General features: G+C 62.7%; 15 protein-coding genes. 6 read left to right on the top strand and 9 right to left on the bottom strand.

The genetic code is table 11. The annotated features are described in order from the left end of the window. The first annotated feature begins 3 nt into the window (after positions 1–3). Entirely contained in the window at positions 4–1107 is a 1104-nt protein-coding gene (locus ACIOVD_RS13410; protein ID WP_401128195.1) for a sigma-54 interaction domain-containing protein, read from the top strand. A 50-nt stretch (positions 1108–1157) separates the two neighbouring features. Here ACIOVD_RS13410 and sfnG read toward each other — a convergent pair whose 3' ends face one another. Continuing rightward, positions 1158–2258: a dimethylsulfone monooxygenase SfnG gene (gene sfnG, locus ACIOVD_RS13405; protein ID WP_401128192.1), complete on the bottom strand. Its 1101-nt coding sequence runs from the start codon at positions 2256–2258 to the stop codon at positions 1158–1160. 392 nt (positions 2259–2650) lie between these two features. Between sfnG and ACIOVD_RS13400 the strand changes: the two genes are divergently transcribed. Both ACIOVD_RS13400 and ACIOVD_RS13395 read left to right on the top strand, forming a co-directional pair. Continuing rightward, positions 2651–3883: an acyl-CoA dehydrogenase family protein gene (locus ACIOVD_RS13400; protein ID WP_401128189.1), complete on the top strand. Its 1233-nt coding sequence runs from the start codon at positions 2651–2653 to the stop codon at positions 3881–3883. 223 nt (positions 3884–4106) lie between these two features. Beyond that, positions 4107–4784 (top strand): SOS response-associated peptidase family protein, encoded by a 678-nt coding sequence (locus ACIOVD_RS13395; RefSeq protein ID WP_401128186.1) that lies wholly within the window; start codon positions 4107–4109, stop codon positions 4782–4784. A gap of 11 nt (positions 4785–4795) precedes the next feature. On the opposite strand, the gene ACIOVD_RS13390 is transcribed toward ACIOVD_RS13395, so the two are convergent. Then, on the bottom strand, positions 4796–5245 hold the full coding sequence (locus ACIOVD_RS13390; protein WP_320334089.1) for a GNAT family N-acetyltransferase: 450 nt from the start codon (positions 5243–5245) through the stop codon (positions 4796–4798). 145 nt (positions 5246–5390) lie between these two features. On the opposite strand from ACIOVD_RS13390, the gene ACIOVD_RS13385 reads away from it, so the two are divergent. Next, complete coding sequence (locus tag ACIOVD_RS13385; RefSeq protein WP_401128183.1) at positions 5391–6107, top strand: SOS response-associated peptidase family protein; 717 nt, start codon at positions 5391–5393, stop codon at positions 6105–6107. Positions 6108–6203: 96 nt separating this feature from the next. Further along, a complete protein-coding gene (locus ACIOVD_RS13380; RefSeq protein WP_095169287.1) occupies positions 6204–6386 on the top strand; it encodes a hypothetical protein in 183 nt (60 codons plus the stop codon). Between the two features lie 98 nt (positions 6387–6484). Here the strand turns inward: ACIOVD_RS13380 and ACIOVD_RS13375 are convergent, their stop codons facing one another. Then, entirely contained in the window at positions 6485–6673 is a 189-nt protein-coding gene (locus tag ACIOVD_RS13375) for an SPOR domain-containing protein (RefSeq protein WP_095169288.1), read from the bottom strand. Between the two features lie 354 nt (positions 6674–7027). Between ACIOVD_RS13375 and ACIOVD_RS13370 the strand changes: the two genes are divergently transcribed. Then, the gene (locus ACIOVD_RS13370) at positions 7028–7456 is read left to right on the top strand and encodes an N-acetyltransferase (RefSeq protein WP_095169289.1); all 429 of its coding nucleotides are present in this window, start codon (positions 7028–7030) and stop codon (positions 7454–7456) included. A gap of 146 nt (positions 7457–7602) precedes the next feature. Here ACIOVD_RS13370 and ACIOVD_RS13365 read toward each other — a convergent pair whose 3' ends face one another. From ACIOVD_RS13365 to ACIOVD_RS13340, 6 genes are all read right to left on the bottom strand, one after another. Then, on the bottom strand, positions 7603–9132 hold the full coding sequence (locus tag ACIOVD_RS13365; protein WP_401128178.1) for a DHA2 family efflux MFS transporter permease subunit: 1530 nt from the start codon (positions 9130–9132) through the stop codon (positions 7603–7605). 66 nt (positions 9133–9198) lie between these two features. Further along, on the bottom strand, positions 9199–10401 hold the full coding sequence (locus ACIOVD_RS13360; RefSeq protein WP_095169291.1) for an HlyD family efflux transporter periplasmic adaptor subunit: 1203 nt from the start codon (positions 10399–10401) through the stop codon (positions 9199–9201). A 15-nt stretch (positions 10402–10416) separates the two neighbouring features. Next, positions 10417–11892 carry an efflux transporter outer membrane subunit gene (locus ACIOVD_RS13355; protein ID WP_401128173.1) on the bottom strand — a complete coding sequence of 492 codons (1476 nt, stop codon included), beginning with the start codon at positions 11890–11892 and terminating at the stop codon, positions 10417–10419. After that, positions 11889–12362 (bottom strand): MarR family winged helix-turn-helix transcriptional regulator, encoded by a 474-nt coding sequence (locus ACIOVD_RS13350; RefSeq protein WP_095169293.1) that lies wholly within the window; start codon positions 12360–12362, stop codon positions 11889–11891. The genes ACIOVD_RS13355 and ACIOVD_RS13350 overlap by 4 nt, the downstream gene beginning before the upstream one ends. Before the next feature lie 881 nt (positions 12363–13243). Further along, positions 13244–16915, bottom strand: coding sequence for a translocation/assembly module TamB domain-containing protein (locus ACIOVD_RS13345; RefSeq protein ID WP_401128170.1), 3672 nt, complete (start codon positions 16913–16915; stop codon positions 13244–13246). Next, complete coding sequence (locus ACIOVD_RS13340; RefSeq protein ID WP_095169295.1) at positions 16912–18639, bottom strand: autotransporter assembly complex family protein; 1728 nt, start codon at positions 18637–18639, stop codon at positions 16912–16914. Before ACIOVD_RS13340 ends, ACIOVD_RS13345 begins: the two co-directional genes overlap by 4 nt. Positions 18640–18656: the final 17 nt, after the last annotated feature.

Below are 18656 nucleotides of genomic sequence, written 5' to 3'. Positions count from 1 at the left end.
ACTATGCAACTACTCACGCTGCCGCCCTCTCCTGCCCTGGCCACCTCGATACGCGCCACCGCGCAAGTGTTCGAAGACCCCAAATCACAGGCACTGCTGGCGCACCTGCAACAAGTCGCCCCCAGTGATGCCAGCGTGTTGATCATCGGCGAAACCGGGACCGGCAAGGAACTGGTGGCCCGTCACCTGCACAACCTCAGCGCCCGGCGCAACAAGCCGTTTATCGCGGTCAACTGCGGCGCGTTCTCCGAAAGCCTGGTGGAGGCCGAACTGTTCGGTCATGAAAAAGGCGCCTTCACCGGTGCCCTCAGCGCCAAGGCCGGCTGGTTCGAGGAGGCCAACGGCGGCACCCTGTTCCTCGACGAGATCGGCGATTTGCCGATGCCGATCCAGGTCAAGTTGCTGCGGGTGCTGCAGGAGCGTGAAGTGGTGCGCCTGGGTTCGCGTAAAAGCATCCCGATCGATGTGCGGGTGCTGGCAGCAACCAACGTGCAACTGGAAAAAGCCATCAACGCCGGACACTTTCGCGAGGACCTGTACTACCGGCTGAACGTGGTCAGCCTGGAACTGAGTCCACTGCGCGAGCGGCCCGGGGATATTCTGCCGCTGATCCGTCACTTCATCGCCGAATACAGCCGTCGCCTGGGCTACGGCGAAGTGGCGCTGGACAGCGAGGCCGAGCAGAAGCTGGTGGGCTACTCCTGGCCGGGCAATATCCGCGAGCTGGAAAACGTCATTCACCACACCCTGCTGATCTGCCGCAATCACCTGATCCGCGTCCACGACCTGCACCTGTCCAACTTGCGTATCGAGCGCCAGGACGCCAGCAGCAGCGCCACCGACGACAGCGCCGACGCTTTGTTGCAGCAAGCCTTCCAGCGCCTGTTCGAGGAAGAAAGCGGCGCCCTTCACGAACGGGTCGAGCACGCGTTGCTGCGCGCGGCCTATCAGTTCAGCCACTACAACCAGGTGCACACCGCGAGCCTGCTGGGGCTGAGTCGCAACATCACCCGAGCCATGCTGATCAAGATCGGTGAGTTGGTGGTCAACAAGCGCCGCCCGACCCAGGATAGCCAGGCGGTGAAAGTTGCCAACCTGTCGATCTGAGTCAGGCCACCGCGCTCATTCGGGCAAAACAATGCCGACTCTGGTGTCCTTTACGCCAATGCCGCGGACTGGGTCGCGAGCGCCTCGCGCTCCAGCTCACGCACCAGCGGCAACACCTTGCGACCGAAGTACTCCACCTCTTCGTGAAAGTGCAGGAAACCACTGAGCACCAGGTCCACGCCCACGGCCTTGAGGGCGACGATCCGCTCGGCAATCTGCTGTGGCGTACCGATCAGGTTAGTCTTGAAGCCATCGTTGTACTGCACCAGGTCTTCGAAGGTCGACTTGGCCCAGTTACCCTCGCCTTCGGGGCTGGAGGCACCGGCATTTTTCGCCTCGCCACCAAAACCGTTGACCGCTTCCGGGTCGGCCTTGGCGATGATTTCCTGCAATACCGCGCGCGCCTGCGCTTCGGTTTCACGGGCGATGACAAAGGCATTCACGCCGATTTTCACCGAGTGGCCATTGATCGCCGCCTTCGCGCGGATATCGTCGACCTGGGCCTTGATCCCTTCCACCGTGTTGCCATTGGTGAAGTACCAGTCGGAGACACGCGAAGCCATGTCCCGCGCCGCGCGCGAGCTGCCCCCCTGGAAAATTTCCGGGTGCGGTTGCTGCAACGGCTTGGGTTTGAGCGTGTAGTTGTGGAAGCGGTAGAAATCACCGTGAAAACTGAAGTTGTCCTCGGTCCAGATGCCCGTCAGCGCCCGGATGAACTCTTCGGAACGACGATAGCGCTCATCATGGTCCAGCCACGGCTCGCCGATCGCGCGGAACTCGCCCTTGAACCAGCCCGAGACAATATTGACCGCCACCCGGCCATTGGTGAACTGGTCGATGGTCGCCAACTGTTTGGCCGCCAACACCGGACTCCAGGGACCCGGCAGGATCGCGGCGATGACCTTGAGCTTTTCGGTAGCGGCCAACAGTGCGTGGCTGATGGTCACCGATTCGTGCTGATTTTCTGCGCCATAACCGGCGGTGAAACGGATCTGCGACAAGGCGTACTCGAAGCCCGCCTGTTCGGCGATCTGCGCCAGCTTGCGGTTGTAGTCGATATCCCAACTGGTGCGCTGTTCGATCTTGCTGACCACCAGCCCGCCGCTGACATTGGGCACCCAGTAGGCAAATTTGATGTTGTCCTGGCTCATTGCATGTACTCCTGCTGGCAGAGGCCACCGCGGCACCTGCAACAGGACTAGAGCAGCAACCGTGCCACTTGAATTAACCATTATTAATCAAATAGTTATGTGTATTTTCTGCGAAAGCCAAGTGTCGCCCAGCGCACAGGCTGTTGATCAACTGTTGCGCGCACAACACTGGCGTGCGAAGCCCTGCGCCGCGATGCGCCCTGGTCGTTGTTGCCGGGCGGTCAGCACTTCAGCAAGTTGCCCGCCAGGCGACAGCCGTGAGCAGCGCAAATCCCGGTAATCCCCTGTTATCGCGGGGTTTGCCACGCCAGGCACGACCTGTGCACTGGCAGCAGGACGCAACAGCTGCACTGCGTTGTTGCTTCTCTTGCCTTCGATTAAGGAACTGCCCCATGACCATCCAGCAGCAGCACCTGCCCCTTGCCAGCGGCGCCGACTACCAGGCCCTGGCCGAGCGCTTCCGACCGATCTTCGCGCGCATCGCTGCCGGCGCCCTGCAGCGCGAGCACAGTCGCAGCCTGCCCTTTGAGCCTGTGCAGTGGCTCAAGGAAGCCGGCTTTGGTGCCGTGCGCGTACCCGTGCAGTACGGTGGCGCGGGGGCGACCCTGCCGCAATTGTTCGAACTGCTGATCGAGCTGGCCGCCGCCGACTCCAACCTGCCCCAGGCGTTGCGCGGGCACTTCGCGTTTGTCGAGGACCGCCTCAACGCCCAGGCCGACACGCCGCAGGACCTCTGGTTCGAACGTTTTGTCCAGGGTGAGCTGGTCGGCAACGCCTGGACCGAAGTCGGCAGCGTGAAGATCGGCGAGGTCGGCACCCGCGTCTCGCGCCTGGGTGAGCAGTGGGTGGTCAGCGGCACCAAGTACTACAGCACCGGCAGCATCTTTGCCGACTGGATCGACCTCTACGCCCAGCGCGATGACAACGGTGCCGACGTGATCGCCGCCGTGCGTGTGCAACAGCTGGGCATCAGCCAGAGCGACGATTGGGACGGTTTTGGCCAGCGCACCACCGGCAGCGGCACCTCAGTGTTCGTCAACGCAGTGGTGGAGCCCGAGAATCTGTTGGACTTCGCCACCCGCTTCAAATACCAGACGGCCTTTTATCAACTGGTGCTGCTGGCGGTCCAGACCGGTGCCGGGCGCGCCGCCGTGCTCGACATCAGCGAAGAAGTACGCACCCGCAAACGCGTCTTCAGCACCGGCAACGCCAGCCACGTCAGTCAGGATGTCCAGGTGCAGCAAGTGCTGGGCAAGGCTTCGGCGCAGGTCTACGCCGCCCACGCCACCACCCTGCGCGCGGCGACGGCCTTGCAGTTGGCGTATGAAAGCCGCTTCGCCCAGGACCCGGTCGCTGAACGCGCCGCCAACATCGCCGCCGAACTGGAGTCGGCCCAGGCCCAGGTGGTCATCGCCGACCTGGTGCTGCGCGCCACCAGCGACCTGTTCAACGCCCTCAGCGCCTCGGCCACCAGCACCAGCAAGGCCTTCGATCGACACTGGCGCAACGCGCGCACCGCCGCCTCGCACAACCCGCTGATCTACAAGGAACGGATCATCGGCGACTGGGAAATCAACGGCACCGAACCGCCATACGTCTGGCAGATCGGCGCTGGGTCTAAATAAGACGGGGCTTGTAGGAGCAAGGCTTGCCCGCGATGGCGAACCTTCGTCCGCCATCGCGGGCAAGCTGCGCTCCTACAGAGGTGCGTTGCACCTAACTTACCCCACTGGTGAAGATTGGCCCTGGATTTGCAGTGACTGTAATCGTTATGACCCACTACCCGGTCAAGATCGGGAAAACAGCGGGTCTACTTCGGGCAGCTAGCATCCGACGGGCAGGTGAACTATGTGTGGGCATTTTGTTCAGCACGAGGGCATGGCGGCCTTCATCGCAGCGTTAAACCCCAAAGGTGCGGTGCCTACCGGCTACCAGAACCAGTCGCTGCGGCCATTCAACGTCGCGCCAGCCAAGTGCGCGCAGGTCCTGCACGGTTGCGAGGACGGGCTTCATATTGATGCCGTGCGTTGGGGTTGGGCGCCTTTTGGGGCACGCGGCAAGCAACCTGATTCAGTGCAGATGCCGGTGGAAACCGTTTCGACGCAGACCGATTTAAGGTTGCTCTGGCCCAATGGCCGGGCCGTAGTGCCCAGCGATGGCTGGTACGAGTGGGTGGATGATGCGCAAGCGCCGCATACCCCGCACCTATATTTCATGCGCCTGCGAAGTCGTCAGCCGATGTTCTTTGCCGCGCTAGCCCACATCCATCGTGGAGATGCACCGCACCAGGGGGGCGGCTTTGTGATCCTGACCACCGCTGGTGACACGCGCATAACCCGCATTCACCACCGCAGGCCACTGGTGCTGGCAGCGGACCATGCCAACGAATGGCTTGACCCGATGCTCTCGCCCCAGCGCGCCGAAGAAATCGCCAGGCACCATTGCCTGCCCTGTGCAGATTTTGAGTGGCTCCAGGTCAACCTGGCCCTGGACAACACCGCCAGTCATTTGCGCCGCTCCGCATGAGCCCGTCGGTGTCAGGCCAGTGGCCGGCGCTTTTCATAACGCACATCCCGGGCATCCACCCTGTCCACCACCGTCCAGCCCAGGCGCTGATAAAAGCCATTGGCGCGGATTTCCTGGCGGCCATCGGTCACCAGGAAAATGCGCTCATGGGCCCGGAACAGCTCGGCTTCGGCGGCGGCCATCAACAGGCGCCCCAGGCCTCTATTTTCATAGGCCGGGCGGACAAACATGGCAAACACCTCGCCTTCGTCGCGGTCAATCATGGAAAACGCCACCGGCCGTTCATCGACCTCTGCGATCCACACACAAGGCCCCTCCTTGATCGCCGAATTCAACACTTGCGCGGTTATGCCCAGCGCATCCATCTGCTCCCGGCTCAAGTGGTTCTGCGCCACTGAAGTGCGAATCTCGAACAGGCTTTCGACATCCTCCACCGTGGCCATTCGCGTGCGCACACTCATCTGCCCATCTCCTGAAGATCGTGCGCCATTGTAGAAAGGCGCCGGGGGCGGATTAAACAGATTGATTGTTGGAGATCTGTAACCCAGGCCAAAACCCTGCGCTCGCCCTTGGACTAAGCTCAAAGCTCCAGCGGAGGGCTTTCCAATGTGCGGAAGACTTTCACAGTACCGCGGCATTCACGACTTTGTCGCAGCCCTCGGCATGCCCAACGCCCTGGTCAACACCCTGGGCGACGATGCACTGGCGCAGTACAACGTCGCGCCGACCACCCAGGTCGCCCTGATTCATCTCGAGGGAGAAACCCTGCACGCCGATCGCGTGCGTTGGGGATGGCGACCCCATTGGTCCACCGACCACTCCTTGCCAATCAACGCCCGGGTAGAAAAAGTGGCCCACGGCGCGTTCTTCCGGGCGATCTGGCCGCATCGCGCCATCACCCCCATCGACAACTGGTTCGAGTGGGTCTACGAAGGCGGTCCGAACAAACAGCCGTACCTGATCCGGCGCCGCGACCGGGCGCCGATCCTTTGCGCTGCCATTGGCCAATACCCGGCGGGTGGGCGCGAGCCGCGAGCCGATGACGGCTTTGTGATCATCACCGCGGACAGCGTGGGCGGCCTGGTCGACCTGCATGACCGGCGCCCGCTGGTGCTGTCACCGGAACTGGCCCGGGAATGGCTCAACCTGGGGATGCCCAAGGAACGTGCCGAGCAGATGGTGCTGCACGAAGCGGAGCCTGCCGAGGCCTTTGAATGGTTCAAGGTCGACAGTGCCGTGGGCAACGTGCGCAACCACCAACCGGGGTTGATCACGCCCATCGGCAAGGTCCTCAGGGGCGGCGATGAAAAGGGCAATGGCTGACCCGCCCGCGCCTGGCGAGTGACGGGATTCTCGACTAGCCTGTGCGCGGTATGCCCTGCAGCCCTTCTCGTGCACCATCTTGTCTGGGAGACGAAGATGAACCCGATTCAACAGGCCGAGCGGACCTATCGCACCTGGTCCAACCCGATTCTGCTGGAGCTCAAGGAACGCCAGCATCAACTGGCTCCCACCGACCGTCAGGCCCTGCAGAACGTGCTGATAGAGCGCCGACTGCTCGACACCGGCAACCCGACCGGCCCTGACCGGCGCAAATCATGATGTAGCTTCAACTGGCCGGTTCGCGATGGACTGCAGCACGCCGCGGGGATTGAACACGCCCGCGGGTTGCTTGAGGTCCATCGCGAGCCAGCGCGTGCCTAGCGGTTGCCAGTCGGTGCCGTGCGGGGTTTGTAGCCCGGCAGTGAGGCGGCGAATGCCAGCGCCTCTTCCCGGGTGGCAAAGGTGCCGATCCGGTCGCGCTGCGTGCAGACCCGCCAGGGGCCGCTGTTGACGCTCACCAGTTCATAACCGTTCATGTGCATTTTATTTAGCATGGGCATACTCATAGCCACCTCCATTGAAGTCGATAAGCCCGCACTCAACTTACACCCGCCGCTTCTCGTCGTGGACACCAGCGGGTGAACGGTCGAGAGGCCGACGCACGAGCCATACCGCTTTGAGAGGACCAGCCCGCCAACGTGCTGGCCGGCGGACGAACGGTCGGGCAGATGAAAAATTCTTCACCCTGCCCGCCCAGTTGGCCCCTTATAGTCAGCACGCACATCCAAGGAACATTCAGCCCGCATCCCCCCATGCGGGCTTTTTTTTGCACGTAAAACGCCCTGGGCGACTTTCCTACAACCCGTTCCACACGCTAGGCTGCGCCTGCATCCCCCTTCCCCGACACAAGGACGTCGACCATGCCCGTGCGCATCGAAGTAACCCAAGACCCGCAACCCGCAGAACGCCAGGCCATTCTCGACCCACTGCGCGCCCACAACATTGCCCATGCCGGTGACGGCCACTATCAGGAAATTGCCTTGCTGGTGCGCGATGAACACAGCGAAGCGATCCTCGGTGGGCTCTACGGGAAAATGTTCTACCAATGGCTGTTCATCGACCTGCTGTCCGTGCAGGAACAGCTACGTGGCCAGGGCATAGGCGCCCGGCTGATGCACATGGCCGAGCAACTGGCCCGGGACAAAGGCTGCATCGGCATGTACCTCGACACCTTCGAATTCCAGGCGCCTGGGTTCTACAGCAAACTGGGCTTCACCGAAGTCGGACAGATTGTCGACTATCCGCCGGGGAGCAAGCGCTACTTCTTCCAGAAGCGCCTGATCGACTGAGCCTCGCAAGCGCGGTGTGTCACGTACCATAAATGCTGGCTATGCCGGCCTTATCGCGGCATAGGTATCTACACAACTGTGGTGCGACGTTGTGTAGATACCGATACTCATCGTGGGCAAGCCATGCTCCTACAGCGGTAAGCCGTTCAATGCCCACTCGCTTCGGGTCCGGGCTTCGCCGAAAACGGCGGTTTGGCCAGCCATACCAGCAGGATCAAACCGACAAAACCCCAGCCCAGCAGCGTGAAGTAGTCCACGGTGGACAGCATGTAGGCCTGGCTGGTCAGGACCTGGTCGAGCTGGGCGTAAGCCGGGGTGCCGGCGCCCCCCAGGGTATTGAGAGCCTCGCGGGTGGCCGGGTCGAAGGTGCTCAGGTGTTCACTCAGGTAGGCGTGATGCTGGTCGGCCCGGCGGATCCAGATCCAGGTGGTCAGAGAGGCCGCGAAGCTGCCGCCCAGGGTCCGCAGGAAGGTCGCCAGTCCGGCGCCGTCGGCGATCTGCTGGGGTGGCAGGTCCGACATCAGGATACTCAGGGTCGGCATGAAGAACAGCGCCACGCCAATGCCCATGAACAGCTGCACCAGCGCTACGTGCTGGAAGTCCACCTCATTGGTGAACCCGGCGCGCATGAAGCAGCTCAGGCCAATCGCCAGGAACGCCAGTCCGGCCAGCAGGCGCAGGTCGAACTTGTGCGCGTACTTGCCGACAAATGGCGACATCAGCACCGGCAGGATACCGATCGGTGCCACCGCCAGGCCGGCCCAGGTCGCGGTATAGCCCATTTGGGTCTGCAGCCACTGCGGCAGGATCAGGTTGATGCCGAAGAACCCGGCGTAGCCCAAGACCAGCACAATGGTGCCAATGCGAAAGTTGCGATGGGCAAACAGCCGCAGATTGACCACCGGGTGCTTGTCAGTCATTTCCCAGATCACGAACACCGCCAGGGCAATCACCGAAATGGCCGCGCCAATCAGGATGAAATTCGACTCGAACCAGTCCAGGTCATTGCCCTTGTCGAGGATGATCTGCAATGCCCCCACGCCGACGATCAGGCTGATCAACCCCACGTAGTCCATCGGCTGGTGACTGGTGACCACAGGACGGGCCTTGAGCTGCTGGCGGACGACCATCACCGCGAAGATCCCGATGGGCACGTTGATGAAAAAGATCCACGGCCAGCTGTAGCTGTCGGTGATCCAGCCCCCGAGGATCGGCCCGGCAATCGGCGCCACCACCGTGACCATCGCCAGCAACGCCAGGGCCATGCCGCGCCTGGCCGGCGGATAGACTGCGATCAGCAAGGTCTGGGTCATCGGGTACAGAGGACCGGCCACCAGCCCTTGCAGCACACGAAAGCCGATCAACTCCGGCATCGAGGTGGAAATACCGCACAGGAACGAGGCCAGCACGAACAGGATGGTCGCCCACAGGAACAACTTGACCTCGCCAAAGCGCCGGCTCAGCCAGCCGGTCAGCGGCAAGGCAATCGCGTTGCTCACGGCAAACGAGGTAATCACCCAGGTGCCCTGCTCCGAGCTCACACCCAAGTTGCCGGAAATCGTCGGCAACGCCACGTTGGCGATGGTGGTGTCGAGCACCTGCATGAAGGTCGCCAGCGACAGGCCGATGGTCGCGAGCAGCAGGCTGGGCGGGGTGAAAGACGCGTTATTGCTCATCGCGAATCCTTTGAATCGAGGCAGGCGCTGCGCCCTGGAGGCGGCGCAGCGGTCGGATTGGCGAAATCAGCGTTGAGCAGTTTTACTCGCCACTGAACTGTTGTCGTGGATCAGGCGACTGATCAGCGCGTCGGCGTCGGCCAACTGGCGCTCATAGATGGAAGTACTGAACGAAGCCTTTTGCGGCGGTTGCTGCGCCAGCACCGGGCCGCTCTGGTCGCGCAGGTCGACCTTGACCAGGGTCGACAGGCCGACGCGCAACGGATGCTTGGCCAGTTGCTCGGCGTTGATGTGGATGCGTACCGGCACTCGCTGCACGATCTTGATCCAGTTACCGGTGGCGTTCTGCGCCGGCAACAAGGCAAACGCACTGCCGGTGCCTGCACCGAGGCTGTCGATGGTGCCGCTGTACTTCACATCGCTGCCATAGAGGTCGGCTTCGATGTCCACCGCTTGGCCGATGCGCATGTCGCGCAGCTGGGTTTCCTTGAAATTGGCGTCGATCCACAACTGGTCGAGGGGGATCACCGCCATCAAGGCCGTGCCCGGCTGCACCCGTTGCCCCAGTTGCACGGTGCGCTTGGCCACGTAGCCGGTGACCGGGGCGATCAGGGTGCTGCGGGCCTTCGTCAGGTAGGCCTGGCGCAATTGCGCAGCAGCCGCCTGCACGTCCGGATGGGAGGACACCACGGTGTCGTCCACCAGTGCGCTGCTGGTCTGGAATTGTTGCTGGGCATTGGCCAGGGCGTTTTGCGCCGAGGTCAGGTCATCCCGGGCATGGGACAGTTCTTCCTGGGAAATCGCCCCGCCGGCGGCGAGACTTTTGCGTCGGCTGTAGTTTTCCTGGGCCTTCTGCACTTCCGCCTTCTGCGCATTGACCTGGGCTTTCATGCCATCGACATTGCTGTACAGGCCACGAACCTGGCGCACCGTGCGTGCCAGGTTGGCCTGGGCACTTTGCAGGCCGACTTCGGCGTCGTTGGGGTCGAAGTTGACGAGCACCTGGCCTTCCTGGACCAGGTCGCCGTCGTCCGCGCCAATGCTGACCACGGTGCCGGTGACCAGCGGGGTAATTGCCACCACGTTGCCGTTCACATAGGCGTCATCGGTGCTTTCGTTCCAGCGCCCGTAGAGGTGATGCCAGCCCCAGACGCCGAGGCAGCCCAGGACCACCAGCAGTGTCAGCACCAGCAGCATGAACTTGCGTTTACCGGGATTGCCCGTGTCTTGGGCGGTTTCAGGAGTCGGGGTGTTCTGCACGTTGGCCATGACGAGTACCTTGAATTATTGATTGCGCGTGGCAGGCGCCGGGGATGGGCGGGCCGCAGCCAGGCTGTCGCCATGAAAGCCGCCGCCCAGGGCCTGCATCAGTTGGATCGACAGATCGATCTGTTCGGCATTGAGGTTCGCCAACTGACGCTCGGCGCCGAGCAGTTGCTGCTCGATGCTGAGCACGTCCAGGTAGTTGCCGACGCCGGAGCCATAGCGCTCCAGCACGGTGTTGTAGGAGTCCTGGGCAATGTCGGTGGCGTGTTGCTGGGCGACGATCTGCCGACCGACGTCACGCAACTGGGACAGGCTGTCGCTGACTTCCCCCAGCGCCTTGACCAGGCTCTTGTTGTACTGCGCCACCGCCAGGTCGTAGTCGGCATCCTTGGCATCGAGGTCGGCGCGCAGGCGACCACCGTCGAAAATCGGCAGGGAAATCGTCGGGGCGACGTTGAAGAAGCGGCTGGTCGAACCAAACATCGCGTTGCCCAGCAACGACTCGACCCCGGCCGCGGCGCTCAGGTTGAGGTTGGGGTAGAAAGTGGTCTTGCCGGCATCAATACTCTTGCTCGCCGCCTCGACTCGCCAGCGCGCCGCGACCAGGTCCGGGCGGCGGCCCAGCAGTTCGGCGGGCAACACCGAGGGCAAGGCCACGGCGCTGGCTTGCAGAATGTGCGGCCGGGTGATTTCGTTACCCCGATCCGGGCCTTTGCCGAGCAACACTGCGAGGGCGATTTTGGCGCTCTGCAGGTTTTTCTCGGCATCGATCAGAGAAGCCTCGGAGCTCGCCTCCAGGCTTTGGTTCTGCTGGTACTGATACTGGCTGTCGATGCCGGCGCTGAGGCGCCGCTGGCTCAGGGTCAGCAATTGCCGGGTGCGCTTGAGGTCTTCAGTGGCCAGGTCGTGGACGATATGGGCCTGGCCCAGGTCGCTGTAGGCGCGGGCAACGTCGGCGGCCAGGGTCAACTGAGCCGCCTGGCGATCGACCTCGGCGGCCCGGGCCTGGCCCAACGCAGCCTCCCAGGCGTCACGCTGGCCGCCCCACAGATCGAAGGTGTAATTGAAGGTCGCGCCGAGGCTGCGCATGGTGTCGTAGGAGTCACCCTGCAGGGTCGGGTCCTGATACTGGGCCAACCGCTCGCGGCGGATACCGGCGCTGGCATCCAGGGTCGGCATGCGCGCAGCATTCGCCGCACCGGCAGCGGCACTGGCCTGATGGGCCCGGGCGCTGGCGATCTGCATGTCCGGGCTGTCACGCAGGGCTTCGCGGATCAACCCGTCCAGTTGCGGATCGCCCAGGCTCTGCCACCAGTCGTTTTTCGGCCATGCCGCCGCCGACAGCGTCACACCGTTGAGGGATTGCCCGGCCTGCAGGGCTTTTGCATCAAGGCTCACACCTTTGGTGGTCAGGCCGCTGTAGTTGGCACACCCGGCCAGGCTCATGGCCATCAGCACCAGGGCCAGTCGGGAACCCAGGGTTTTATCGCTCATTGGTCACCTACCCGCAGCACGGTGATGGGATCACCGGCGGCCAGCAAAATTTTCTTGAGGATGGCTTCCAGGGTCTGCAACTCCTCGGAGTCGAGGGCGCCGGCCAACTGGTTCATCGCGTTGACGCCAATGCCCGGCAACTTGTCGGCCAGCACCTGGCCTTCCTCGGTCAGGCCCAGGCGCACCAGGCGCCGGTCATCTGCACAGCGTTGGCGGACCAGCAGGCCTTTGTGCTCCAGACGGTCGAGCATGCGGGTCATCGAACCGCTATCCAGGGACAGATGGCGGCACAGCTCGGCCGGGGTGTCGACGCCGTACTGGGCCATGATGATCAACACCTTGAACTGCGCGGCAGTAATGCCGTGGGGTTCCATGTGGGTGTCGATGATCCGATCCTTGAGCAAGGCGGCGCGCCCCAGCAGGAGACCGAGGTGGCAATTGCGAAAGTTTTCCGGGGAGAAATGTTTCATCTGACGACCTATTGGCTGCCTAGGCAGTGAATATGTGTCGAGATATTACTGCCTAGGCAGTTAATGTCAAATGAAATCGTTAGCAAGCTTTGCAATTTATAAAATAGGCAGTCGCCGGACCGCTATCGCGAACAAGCGAAGCGCCGCCCGGCTTGCACAGAAATGCGTACCCCCCAGAAAAAAAGGTCGGCCGGTAGGCCGCCTCGCCCGCCCTACCACTCAGGCCGACTGGTCAGGTCGTCGTGATTTGGCTCTTGATCCACCTGCACCGTCGGCAGGATGAGTAAGGGAAATCGGTGCGTTGAAGGGCGGCGAGGACTGCGTCCTCGAACGCAGCCTCGCGGGCTCGACAGCTGCTACGGGGGATTGGGGTATTGCCGAGAAATGCGGTTTGGCGGAGATCGTCATCGCGGGCAAGCCCGCTCCCACAAGGGAACGCGACACCAGGGCAAACAGGCCGGCCGGTAGGCCGCCTCGTCCGCTCTTACCACTCAGGCCGACTGTCAGGTCGCCGTGCTCTTGCTTTTGATCTTGATCCACCCGCCCCTTCGGCAGGCTGAGCGAAGGTGTCCATCCGGGGGGAGGCGCGTAGCGCCGTGCGGCGGAGCCGCATGCATCGAGAGGAGGTGCAGCGAAGCAAACCGGAGGCGATGCCCCCGGATGGATACCGTAGCGAAGGTACCCCGAGCCTTAGCGAGGGGCCGAACGCTGGGGCAAGACTTTTTGGGTACTTTTGTGTCGTTTGACAAAAGTGCCTCGCCGTAAGGGCGAAACCTTAAGCCGCCATTACCGCAGCAACGGATATACCCACAAGACCAAGACCAAGACCAAGACCAAGACCAAACGATAACAGCTCCTTTCAGCTCAACAAAGCCGAGCCCTCAGAAATCCCGCTTATAGAAGATGTCCAGCGAACTGGCGATCCCGCTGGCGGCTTCCAGATAGACCTTTTTGCTCAGCTTGTAGCGCAAGGCAATGGTGTTGGCCGGCTCAAACACACCAACGCCATAACGCAGGCTGAGCTTCTCGGTAATGTCACCACTGGCGACCACACTGGTGGCGGTGCCGCTGCCCTCGGTGTCGAGCTGGAAATCATCGATGCCAAGGTTCTTCGCCAAGCTCCCGGTGAGGTCCGAGCTGCCCATCAACCCCAGGCCCAGCGCCGCTTGCGCAAGCATGTTGTTGTCTTCACCGTTGGTGCTCAGCGGACGGCCGAGCACCAGGTAGGACAATGCTTGCTCCTGGCTCATCGCCGGCTCCGAGAAAATCTGCGTAGTCGGCTGCTCGGCGCTGCCGCTCAGGCGGATACCGGCAATGATGTCGTCGGTCTGGCGAATCGCTTCGATGTCCAGGTACGGCTGGTCGATGGGCCCGGCAAACAGCAGCCGTGCACGGCGTACAGTCAGGCGCTGGCCGTAGGCGCGGTAACGCCCGTCGTTGAGCCACAATTCGCCCCGGGTGTCGAGGTTGTCGCCGATATGCACGTGCCCCTTGAGGTTGGCGGTCAGGCCAAAACCGGCAAAGCTGAGCCGGTCTTCGCCGACTATCACTTCGACATCCATGGCCATGGCCATAGGTGCCTTGCCCTCTTCGGTCTGGTGCCCGACGATCACCGTGTCATCGGAGACCTTGACCGTCGATGGCGGCAACTCGCGCACTGTGATCTCGCCCTTGGGCACCAGCACCTTGCCGGTGATCGCCAGCTTGTCGTCCTTGATCGAGATCTTCAGGTCCGGCGCCACTTCCAGGGCCGCGTAGGGTTCGACGCTCACCGGCAGTTGGCTGCCCCGCAGGCTGAGGTCGACCACCAGGGCCTGCCCCCAGTCCACCTGTCCCGTGAGGCTGCCCTGCCCGCTCTTGCCGCTTTTCCAGCCGCCATTGAGTTGCACGCTTTCGCCGGCAATCTGCGCCTGCAACTGCAGGGCCTCGAACCGCGTCGGCAGTTGTGGCCCGGAAATCTCACCGTCGCTCAAGGTCAGGTTACCGTTGACCTTGGGCGCCAATAGCCCGCCGGACAAAGTACCGCTGCCGTTCAGGCGGCCGGCCAGTTTCTCGACCATTGGCACAAACGGCCGCGCCACCGAGAGGTCCAGCCCACTGAGGCGGAACGAGCCGCTCAGGGGTTTGTTTTTAGGCAGCGGGTTGATCTGCGCCTGCACCATCAGCTCACCCAGTTTGCCGCCGACAAAATTCAGTTGGGTGTCGATACGCTTGGGGTTGAGGGTGCTGGTGAGTTTCAGTGTCTGGTAAGGGAAATCCAGCCACTGGTCCTTTTCCTTCATGCGCAAGGTGCCGCCGCTCGCGTCCACCAGCACCTGGCCTTTCGGCCCGCTGGCCGGCAGGTCCAGTTGCACGTCGGCGTTGAGCTTGCCCTGCCAGGCGAAATCCTTGGGCAGCCATTGCGCCAGGCTGTCGATTGGGAATTGCTTGAGGTGATAACGCAGTTTCGGCTCGGGCATCAGGCGCTGATCCTCGCCACACAAACTGGCGGGGCCAGACGTCCAGCAGTGGGCGCCGAAGGTCAGCTTGCCATCGGCCAGGCGTTCGATTTTCGCCGGACCCTGCAGCTGCCAGTCCTGGCCGCCGGCCTGAACGTCGCCGCTGGCCAGGCGTCCACGCCAGTTGCCTTGGTCCAGGTTGCCGTCCAGGCCCAGTGCCAGTTTCAGCAATGGGCCTTGCAGGTCCAGTTGCAGCTTCTGCTGCTTGAGGGTGCCCGTGCCAGTGGCAGTCAGGGTACCCAACTGGTTATCGCCGACCGTTATGCCGCTGCCCTTGAGGTCGATCTGCGCCCGCTGTGCGCTGTCGAGAGTGGCATCGAGGTTGAGGCTTTTCAGGCGATTGTCGTCCAGGGCCAACTGCACACCCTGCAGGGCGAGCTTGCCCTGGGGCGCCTGCAATGTGCCTGCGACGTCGAGCCGGCCATTGAGCTGACCGCGTAACTGCGGCCACAGCTGGCCCAAACGCGGGGCCTTGATATCGAGTTGGCCGCTGAGTGTTTGCTGCAGGCTGGCGCTGCCATCGATGCGGTTCTCGCCCAGGCGGATCTGCAAGGCACTGAGGTTCCAGCGCTCGCCCGCGCCGTCGGCCTTGGCTTGCAACACCGCCGGCTGGCCACGCAGCTTGCCCTTGAGGTCAAGGTCGGCACTCAGGCTCAGTTGTTCATTGCGCATCTCGCCCTTGCTGCGCAAAGGCCCGGCCAGGGTGCCCGGCAGCTCCGCCAGCCAGTACGCCGGGTTGAGCGCCGACAGGTCAAGCGCGGTGTCCCAGGCGATGCCGTCGGCAAACTTCAGGTTCAAATGCCCGGCGACCTTGCCCTGCCCTGCGACCAATTGCAGTTGCGGCAGGAAGATTTGCGTCAGGTCGCCACTGAACGGGCTGCTCAGGCTGAAGGCCCCGGCAGGACCGTCCAGCGCTGCCTTGAAGTTGCCCAGGTAGTTACCGTCGCGGTACGCCACCTCACCGTTGAAGCTGCGCAGCGCCACCTCTGGCTCGTCGATCAGCGGATACAAACGGTGCCAGGGGAAATCCAGCCAGTCGATCTTCGCCTCGGCGACCAGGCCCTCGGACCAATCGACCTGGCCGGTCAGCTTGAGGCTTTGCTGATCGTTGGCGTTGAGATCCAGCCCGGCGATCTGTGCACCCTTGGCGTCGACCTTGCCTTGCAGCAGCAGGGCCACCGGTCCGTCCTCGGCCGGCAAGCTGGCCTTGCCCAGCAGTTGATAGCCGTTTTTCAGGTCACCGCTACCGCTGAGTTCAAGCTGATTGAGTTGCAGGGTGTCCGGCAGGTCGGCACTGGCTTTGAAACCATCGGCGGTGATGCGCACCTTGGCCGGCAGGTTGTCGGCCAGCGGCTGCAGCTCGCCGGTCAGACGGCCCTGCAGGTAACCGCTGCTGTCGGCCTCGAGGTTGAGGGTTTGCAGCAGGTTGCCATTGACCTTCAGCGTCAGAGCCAAGGGCGTGTTGCCGGGCATCGGCATAGTCAAATTGCCGCTGGCACTCAGCGGCCAGTTGCCGGTCGGTTGCAGCAGCCCGGTCAGTTCCAGGTGCAGGTCATCGCGCTGCAGACGCAACGAGTCGATCTGCAACCCTTGCGCCGTCCAGTACGCTACCAGTTGCAGGTCCTTGAGTTGCTCGCTGCCGTCCAGCAGCAGGCTACCGATTCGCACCTCGCCCAGCTCGATCGCCAGCGGCAGTTTCAACTCCGGCAAGCTGATCGGCCCGCTGCTTGGCTCGGTACTCGGCGCAAACTGCAGGACCACCTGCTCGGCGTGCAATTGCTCGATGCACAGGGTCATGCGCGTCAGGCACAACGGCGACCAGGCCAGCAGTGGCTTGATCAGCTCAACTCGGTCCTGGCCCTGCTGCCACAGCACATGATCGGCACTCCACTCGCCGGCCAGGCGGCCCTGGAAATTCTCCACGGTCAAACCCGGCACCTGACTCAGTGCCCAGCGGCTGCCGGCTTGGGTTCCCAACAGGCTCACCACCACCAGCAGCACCAAGACCACCAGTGACAGCAATGCCAGCAACGCTATTTTCAAACCACGCTTCACAGCTCAGGCCCCATGGAAAAGTGCAGACGAATACCGCCGGGGTCATCCAGCGCATGGGCCAGGTCGAGACGAATCGGGCCGACTGGCGAAACCCAGCGCACACCCATGCCGACCCCAGTCTTGAGGTTCGGCAGTTCGAAGTCGTTGAACGAGTTGCCTTGGTCGACAAAGGTTGCGACTCGCCATTTTTCGGCAACCGAGTATTGGTACTCCAGGCTGCCGGAGACCATGTAGCGTCCGCCTACGCGGTCGCCGTCGGAGTTTTCCGGCGACAGGCTCTGGTAGTCATAACCGCGCACGCTCTGGTCACCACCGGCAAAGAAGCGCAGCGATGGCGGAATCGATTTGTAGCCATTGGTGGCCGAACCCCCGATCTGCGCACGCGCGAGGAATCGGTGGTTGTCCAGCACCGTGGTCAGGCCCTTGGCCAGGGCGGTGCCGTATAACAGGTTGTTGTCCGAGCCCAGCCCTTCCTTGGCCACCTTGCTGTCAAATTGCAGGCGATAACCGTTGTGCGGATCGATCCGGTTGTCACTGCGCAGGTAGGAATAACTCACGCCCGGCATCAACAGGTTACTGATCCCCGAGTCATCGCCCAGGCGATACTCCTCGTGCTGCCATTTCAACGAGATCACCCGTTGCCAGCCGCTGGGCAGCTTGCTGTGCCATTCCGGCCCCAGGGTCAGCAGTTTGCTCAAGCTGTCGGTGTTGGCCAGTTCTTCATTTTGATAGCCCCCGGCAAACCGCAACTTGTCGGTCAACGGCGGGTCCAACGGCACGTCGTACCACAGGCCGACGTTCTGCCGTGGCGCCGAGAGCTCGGCCTCCCAGCCATAGCTGTGGCCTTCGGGATTGACCCAGTGGCGTGTCCAGTTGGCCTTGGCTCGCGGCCCGACGTCCGTCGAATAACCCAGGCCCAGGCCCATGGTCCGGGGTTTACGGGTGTCGAGGGTGACGGCCACGGGAATTACATCGTTGGCGGCAGTGGTCGGCGCGGCATCCACCCGCACGGACTCGAAATAGCCCGACGATTGCAGGGCCTGGTTAAGCTCGGCGATCAACTCGGAATCATAAGGCGCGCCACTTTTGAACGGCACCATGCGTTGCAGCAGGTCCTCGTCGAAGGGCGTATCGCCGGCAAAGCTGACCTTGCCCAGCGCATAACGCGGGCCGCTGTCATAGACCAGGTCGATGTCGGCAACACCGGCCCGAGGGTCGACGGAAAGCTTCTGGCTGGTAAAGCGACCACTGAAAAAACCGAAGCGCGAGGCCTGGTTCTGGATCAGCCGCTTGGCGTCTTCATAGTGGCCGTGATTGAGCACGGCGCCGGGCTTGAGCACGTCGCTCTGGGGCACACGAAAGGACTTGAGGGTGGCGGCCGGCCCCAGGATCTGGATAGTCACGTAGCGCAGGCGTACCGGCTCGCCGGGGTCGATATTCAACACCAGTCGGGGTGACTTGCCGTCTTTGACTTCGCTTTCGATTTGCGGCTGGTAGTAACCCAAGGCCTGGGCGGCCTTGCGCGCCTGCTCCTCGGCACCGCGACTGAAGCGCAACAGGGCTTCTTCATCGCGTTCGCCGAGATCGCCGATATAGCCTTCGATGTTGGCCTTCAGCTCGTCATTGGACGGTTTGATCCTGACGTCCAATTCACTTTGCGCCAGGGCCGCTGCGCTGCTGATCAGCATGAGCACGCCACTGGTAAATCTTCCAGGAAACTTCATAGGCGCGGATGCTATCA

It is taken from the genome of Pseudomonas sp. NPDC087626, assembly GCF_044743405.1.
In the GTDB taxonomy this organism is placed as follows: domain Bacteria; phylum Pseudomonadota; class Gammaproteobacteria; order Pseudomonadales; family Pseudomonadaceae; genus Aquipseudomonas.
The sequence above is the reverse complement of the archived record's forward strand: the minus strand, read 5'-3'. Positions and strand labels throughout refer to the sequence as shown.